The organism is Agromyces humi (assembly GCF_009720255.1).
Taxonomy (GTDB): Bacteria; Actinomycetota; Actinomycetes; order Actinomycetales; family Microbacteriaceae; genus Agromyces; species Agromyces humi.
The window spans coordinates 1-5,999 of the sequence record NZ_WJSP02000227.1 but is presented as its reverse complement, the minus strand read 5'-3'; the positions used below and the strand labels follow the sequence as shown (position 1 = coordinate 5,999).

Below are 5,999 nucleotides of genomic sequence, written 5' to 3'. Positions count from 1 at the left end.
GGCGAAGTCGCGGCCCGGTGCGAGCAGCGACGGTCGCAGGCCCGCGGGGGTCTGCAGGTCGGGCTCCACGATGCCCGACGTGTGGCTCACGAGGTGCCGAAGGCGCACGACGTCGTCGCGCCCGGCGCCGAACTCTGGCACCGCGGTGGCGAGCGGGGTGTCGGGCGTGAGCCTGCCCTCCTCGACGAGCCGCAGCGCGGCAAGCCCGACGAGCGGCTTGGTGATGGAGAACAGGGCGTAGTGGTCGTCGACGGACGCCCCGCCGAACGCGTCGAGGGCGACGATGCCGTCGGCGGTGGCGACGCCGAGCACGGCGTTGGGCATGGGGCCGTCGTCGACGTGGCGGCGGGTCCAGTCGAAGGCGTGGTCGAAGCTCGGCATGGGGGTCCTCTCGGTGGGGCGGGTCGCGGAACGGGTGTGGCGGGCGTGCAGCCCTGGGGTCAGCTGCGCAGCACCACGTTCTCGGGGGCCGCTCCCCGCAGCATCCGCTCGATCTGGCGTTTGAGCAGCCGGGCCATGCGGGACATCATCGCGGTCGAGGCGCCGCCGACGTGCGGGGAGACGAGCACGTTGGACAGGGCGAAGAGCGGATGCCCCTGCGGCAGCGGCTCGGGATCGGTGACGTCGAGGGCGAACCGCAGCCGGCCGGTGCGGGCCTCGGCGAGGATCGCGTCGGTGTCGGCGACCTTGCCGCGGGCGATGTTCACCACGAGGGCGCCCTCGGGCAGCGCCGCGAGGAAGGCGGCGTCGACGAGCCCGGTCGTGGCGTCGCTGAGCGGCACGCCGACGATCACGATCTCGGCGTCGGGAAGCAGCTGCGGCAGCTCGTCGATGCCGTGGATGCGCCCCCGCTCGTCGTCGCGGGCGCGGCTGGCGACCCGCGTCACCTCGACCTCGAAGGGCGCGAGCCGTTCCTCGATCGCGCGGCCGACGCCGCCGTAGCCGATGAGGAGCACACGCCGGTCGGCGAGGCTCTCGTGCCGGGCGGGCGCCCAGCGGCCCTCGGACGCCGCGCGCACGAAGTCGGGGATCCCGCGCTGCGCGGCGAGCACGAGCGCCAGGGTGAGTTCGGCCGTGGACGTCTCGTGCACGGTCGCCGCGTTCGCGAAGACGTGTCCTGGCGGCAGCGCCTCGGCGATGTCGTCGTAGCCGATCGACTGCGACTGCACGAGGCCGACGTCGACCCCGGCGAGCGCGCCGAGTCGCGCGGCCGCGCCCATGTACGGCGGCACGACGAGGTCGATGCGGCGGCCGGATGCCACGGGCGGCGGCCCCTCGAGGTCCCATTCCAGCACCTCGACGCCGTCGGGCACCCCGCCCGGGGTCTGCTCGAGCGCACGACGGAGGGTGGCGCCGGGCACGGTCACGAGGAGCCGGGGCGTGTCGGTCATGCGTCGATCCTTCCAGAGCTGCGGCGGCTGGTAGCGTCCCGCGCATGGAGCATGACCGCAGACGACGCGATCGTTTCGCCGGCCGGCCCGTCGAGGAACGCGCCGAGGCGCTGAAGGAACGCGTCTACGCCACCTTCACCGGCCTCGCCATCGTGCTCGTGCAGGCGGGGAACGTCGAGCACCTCACGGCCCGGCAGGCGACGCTCGCCCTGCTCGTGGGCATCGTGGGCATCACCGTCGCGGGCTTCGTCGCCGACATCGTGTCGCATCTCGCGGTGCACGCGGCCTTCCCCAACCCGGCGGAGTTGGGGCGGATGGCGCGGGTCGCCGGCGAGGCGCTCGCCTCGGCCGGCGTGCCGCTCATCCTCCTGGCGTTGGCCTGGCTCGGCGTCTTCGAACTGGCGGGCGCGCTCCGCGCGGCGAGCATCGTCTACATCGTGACCCTTGCCCTGATCGGCTTCCTCGCGGTGCGCCGCACGCACCTGGAGTGGTGGAAGCAGCTCCTCGCGCTGGCGATGCTCGTGGGGCTGGGACTTGCCGTGATCGGCCTCCAGCAGCTCGCGCACGCGCACTGAGCCCGCCTCCGACCCCACTGCCGCCTCCGACCCCACTGCCGCCTCCGACTCCACTCCGTGCCGTCGCCCGGCCTCAGCGGGCGACCGGCTCGTACCGCTTGGGCGGGAACGCCGCGGCGACGATGGCGCGAAGCGCGTCGAGGTCGCCGCTCGCGAAGCCCTGTGCCCGCGCCTGCACGAGGACGTTGCCGATGGCCGTCGCCTCCACAGGGCCCGCGAGCACGGGGAGCCCCGCTCGGTCGGCGGTGCGCTGGCACAGCAGCTCGTTGAGCGCGCCACCGCCCACCACGTGGATCGTCTCGACGTCGACGCCCGACAGGATCGACGCCGTGCGCACCGCACCGGCGAACGCCTCGGCGAGGCTCTCGATGATCGACCGGGCGAACTCCGCGCGGCTCTGCGGCGCGGCGACGCCCTGCTCGGCGCACCACTCGGCGATGCGCCCGGGCAGGTCGCCGGGGGCGAGGAACCGCGGGTCGTCGGCGTCGAACACGGCGACGGGCGCGGTGACGGATGCCGCGGCCGCGAGCAGCCCCGGCAGGTCGATGCGCTCGCCGTCCCGCTCCCACCACCGCACCGACTCGCTCAGCAGCCACAGGCCCATGACGTTGTGCAGGAACCGGACCCGTCCGTCGACGCCGCCCTCGTTCGTGAAGTTCGCCGCGCGCGCGGCATCCGTCGTCACCGGGTGCTCGAGCTCGACGCCCACGAGCCCCCACGTGCCGCACGAGATGTAGGCGGCCGACTGGGCGCGCATCGGCACGGCGACGACGGCCGAGGCGGTGTCGTGGGAGCCGACCGCCACGACCTCGAGGCCGGCGGGCGCGCCCAGTTCGGTCGCGACCTCGGGGCGCAGGGCGCCGAACGACTCGCCGGGGCTCACGAGCGGGGCGAAGACGGACGCCGGGAGCCCGAGCCGCTCGATGAGCTCGTCGTCCCACTCGCCGGTGTCGACGCCGAGCAGCCCCGTGGTCGACGCATTGGTGCGCTCCGACAGCCGCGCGCCGGTGAGTTGGAACCCGATGAGGTCGGGCACCAGCAGGAGGGACTCGGCGAGGCCGAGCCATCCGCCCGCCGCGTCGCGTTCCACCGCGAGCTGGTACAGCGTGTTGAACGGGAGGAACTGCAGGCCGTTGCGGCGGTAGAGCTCCTCGAACGGCACGACGCGGTGCACGGCCTCGACGCCGCGGTCGTTGCGCTCGTCCCGGTAGTGGAACGGCTCGCCGAGCAGGCGGTCGCCGCGGAGCAACCCGTAGTCGACCGCCCACGAGTCGACGCCCACCGACGCCACCGCCGGGTCGCGCCGGAACGCCTCGGCGAGTCCCGCGCTGAGGTCGCGGTAGAGCCCGGTGAAGTCCCAGTGCAGGCCCGACGCGAGGCGCACGGGGCCGTTCGGGAAGCGGGCGACGTGGTCGAGCTCGAGGGTGCCCGCGCGGCCGTCGACTCGGCCGAGGATCACGCGTCCGCTCGTGGCGCCGAGGTCGACGGCCGCGACCGTGCCGGCCCCGGCCCCGCGCCCGCTGCCGCCGGCTCCCGAACCGCTCATCGCAGGAAGGCGGCGGCGACGCCCGCGTCGACCGGGATGTGCAGGCCCGTCGTGTGCGAGAGCTCGGGCCCGGTGAGCACGATCACCGCGTTCGCGACGTGGTCGGGCAGCACCTCGCGCTTGAGGATCGTGCGCTGGGCGTAGAACTTGCCGAGGTCCTCCTCCTCGATGCCGTACGTCTTGGCGCGGTTCGCACCCCAGCCGCTCGCGAAGATCCCCGAGCCGCGCACGACGCCGTCGGGGTTGATGCCGTTCACCTTGATGCCGTACTCACCGAGCTCCACGGCGAGCAGCCGCACCTGGTGCGCCTGATCGGCCTTCGTCGCCGAATAGGCGATGTTGTTCGGCCCGGCGAACACCGAGTTCTTGGAGGAGATGTAGATGATGTCGCCGCCGAGGCCCTGGTCGATGAGCACGCGCGCGGCGGCCTTCGACACGAGGAACGAGCCCTTCGCCATGACGTCGTGCTGCAGGTCCCAGTCCGCCTCGGTCGTCTCGAGCAGCGGCTTCGACAGCGACAGGCCCGCGTTGTTCACCACGAGGTCGAGGCCGCCGAACGCGAGCACTGCGTCGTCGATCGCGCGCTGCACGGCTGCGGTATCCGTCACGTTCGCCTGCACGCCGATCGCGACATCCGTGTTTCCGAGCTCGGCCGCCGCCGCCTGCGCCTTCTCGAGGTCGAGGTCGGCGATGACGACGCACGCGCCCTCGGCCGCGAGCCGGGTGGCGATCGCCTTGCCGATGCCGGATGCCGCGCCGGTCACGAGCGCGATGCGAGTGGCGTGCTGCTTGGGCTTCGGCATGCGCTGGAGCTTCGCCTCCTCGAGCGCCCAGTACTCGATGCGGAACTTCTCGGCGTCGGAGATGGGGGAGTAGGTCGAGAGCGCCTCCGCCCCGCGCATCACGTTGATGGCGTTGATGTAGAACTCGCCGGCCACGCGGGCGGTCTGCTTGTTCGCGCCGTACGAGAACATGCCGACGCCCGGGATGAGCACGATGAGCGGGTCGGCGCCGCGGATCGCGGGGCTCTCGGGGGTGGCGTGCGCGTCGTAGTACGCCTGGTAGTCGGCGCGGTACGCCTCGTGCAGTTCCTTCAGGCGAGCGACGGATGCCTCGACGTCGGCGTCGGCCGGAAGGTCGAGCACCATCGGCTTCACCTTGGTGCGGAGGAAGTGGTCGGGGCAGCTCGTGCCGAGCGCGGCGAGGCGCGGGTGCTCGGCGCGAGCGAGGAAGTCGAGCACCTCGGGGGCGTCCGTGAAGTGACCCACCATCGGTCGGTCGTGGGAGGCGAGACCGCGGATGGTCGCGGCCAGCGCCGCGGCCTTCGCGCGACGCTCGGCGGGCTCGAGCGGCTCGTAGCCGTCGAGCTCGGCGCCGAACGGATCGGCCTTCCCGTGCACGGCGATGTACGCCGCGGCCGTGTCGATGATCCAGAGCGAGTTCTGCTCGGACTCCTCGGAGGTGTCGCCCCAGGCGGTGATGCCGTGGCCGCCGAGGATGCAGCCGATCGCCTGCGGATGCTGCGCCTTGATCTCGGCGATGTCGAGGCCGAGCTGGAAGCCCGGGCGCCGCCACGGCACCCACACGACCTTGTCGCCGAAGATCCTCTGCGTGAGCTCCTCGCCGTCGGCGGCCGTCGCGATCGCGATGCCCGAGTCGGGGTGCAGGTGGTCGACGTGCGCCGCGTCGACGAGGCCGTGCATGGCCGTGTCGATCGAGGGGGCCGCGCCGCCCTTGCCGTGCAGCGTGTAGTCGAACGCGGCGACCATCTCGTCCTCGCGGTCGACGCCGGGGTAGACGTCGACGAGCGCGCGCAGCCGGTCGAGCCGCAGCACCGCGAGGCCCTGCTCGGTGAGCGTGCCCAGGTCGCCGCCCGAGCCCTTCACCCACATGAGCTCGACGGGCTCACCGGTGACCGGGTCGGTCTCGGTGCCCTTCGCCGACGTGTTGCCGCCGGCGTAGTTCGTGTTCTTCGGATCGGCGCCGAGGCGGTTCGACCGCGCGATGAGGTCGGCAGCTGCCTGGTTCGTCATGGGGTGATTCCTTCGGTGATGCGGAGGGTGGTCTGGTGGTGCGCCGCGAGCCAGGCGATCCAGCGCACGACGCGCTCGATCGAGACGGATGCCGCGGGCTCGTCTGGTCGGTTCAGGTGGCCGTGCTCGGTGCCCGGCTCGGTCACGACGTCGACGGTCGCGCCGGCGCGCCGGAGGGTCGCGGCGAACGCCTCGCCCGAGACGCGCAGCTCGTCGGCCTCGCCGTTGACCATGATCACGGCCGGGAAGCCCGCGAGGTCGGATGCCGCGGCCCGGCCGGGAACGGCGGCGAGCGGGGCGTCGTGCGTCGGTCCGCCGAGGTACTGCTCGTACATCTCGCGCACCGCCGCGGGTCCGAAGCGGTCGGCGTCGGGGTTCGCGTCGAGCAGCGCCCGCAGCGCGGCATCCGGTGCCGGCTGCACGTCGAGCAGCGTGGGGTAGGCGAGGAACACGC

At 73.1% G+C, this 5,999-nt stretch carries 6 protein-coding genes; 1 reads left to right on the top strand and 5 read right to left on the bottom strand.

Annotated elements, in window-relative coordinates; genetic code table 11:
• Together GH736_RS15525 and GH736_RS15520 are read right to left on the bottom strand one after the other, a co-directional pair.
• Positions 1–381 (bottom strand): serine hydrolase domain-containing protein (locus tag GH736_RS15525; protein ID WP_159604941.1); only part of this gene is annotated, 381 nt, incomplete at its 3' end.
• A 59-nt stretch (positions 382–440) separates the two neighbouring features.
• The gene (locus GH736_RS15520) at positions 441–1,391 is read right to left on the bottom strand and encodes a 2-hydroxyacid dehydrogenase (protein ID WP_159604939.1); all 951 of its coding nucleotides are present in this window, start codon (positions 1,389–1,391) and stop codon (positions 441–443) included.
• Between the two features lie 44 nt (positions 1,392–1,435).
• Between GH736_RS15520 and GH736_RS15515 the strand changes: the two genes are divergently transcribed.
• On the top strand, positions 1,436–1,966 hold the full coding sequence (locus tag GH736_RS15515) for a hypothetical protein (RefSeq protein ID WP_159604937.1): 531 nt from the start codon (positions 1,436–1,438) through the stop codon (positions 1,964–1,966).
• 73 nt (positions 1,967–2,039) lie between these two features.
• Here the strand turns inward: GH736_RS15515 and GH736_RS15510 are convergent, their stop codons facing one another.
• From GH736_RS15510 to GH736_RS15500, 3 genes are all read right to left on the bottom strand, one after another.
• The gene (locus GH736_RS15510; protein WP_159604935.1) at positions 2,040–3,512 is read right to left on the bottom strand and encodes a rhamnulokinase; all 1,473 of its coding nucleotides are present in this window, start codon (positions 3,510–3,512) and stop codon (positions 2,040–2,042) included.
• Positions 3,509–5,545, bottom strand: coding sequence for a bifunctional aldolase/short-chain dehydrogenase (locus GH736_RS15505; RefSeq protein ID WP_159604933.1), 2,037 nt, complete (start codon positions 5,543–5,545; stop codon positions 3,509–3,511). Before GH736_RS15505 ends, GH736_RS15510 begins: the two co-directional genes overlap by 4 nt.
• A partial coding sequence (locus tag GH736_RS15500) for an alpha/beta hydrolase (protein WP_159604931.1) occupies positions 5,542–5,999 on the bottom strand: 458 nt, incomplete at its 5' end. The genes GH736_RS15500 and GH736_RS15505, both read right to left, overlap by 4 nt.

Coding starts and splice junctions, on each gene's coding strand:
- GH736_RS15520 (WP_159604939.1), bottom strand. CDS start 1,391: ATGACCGACACGCCCCGGCTCCTCGTGACCGTGCCCGGCGCCACCCTC.
- GH736_RS15515 (WP_159604937.1), top strand. CDS start 1,436: ATGGAGCATGACCGCAGACGACGCGATCGTTTCGCCGGCCGGCCCGTC.
- GH736_RS15510 (WP_159604935.1), bottom strand. CDS start 3,512: ATGAGCGGTTCGGGAGCCGGCGGCAGCGGGCGCGGGGCCGGGGCCGGC.
- GH736_RS15505 (WP_159604933.1), bottom strand. CDS start 5,545: ATGACGAACCAGGCAGCTGCCGACCTCATCGCGCGGTCGAACCGCCTC.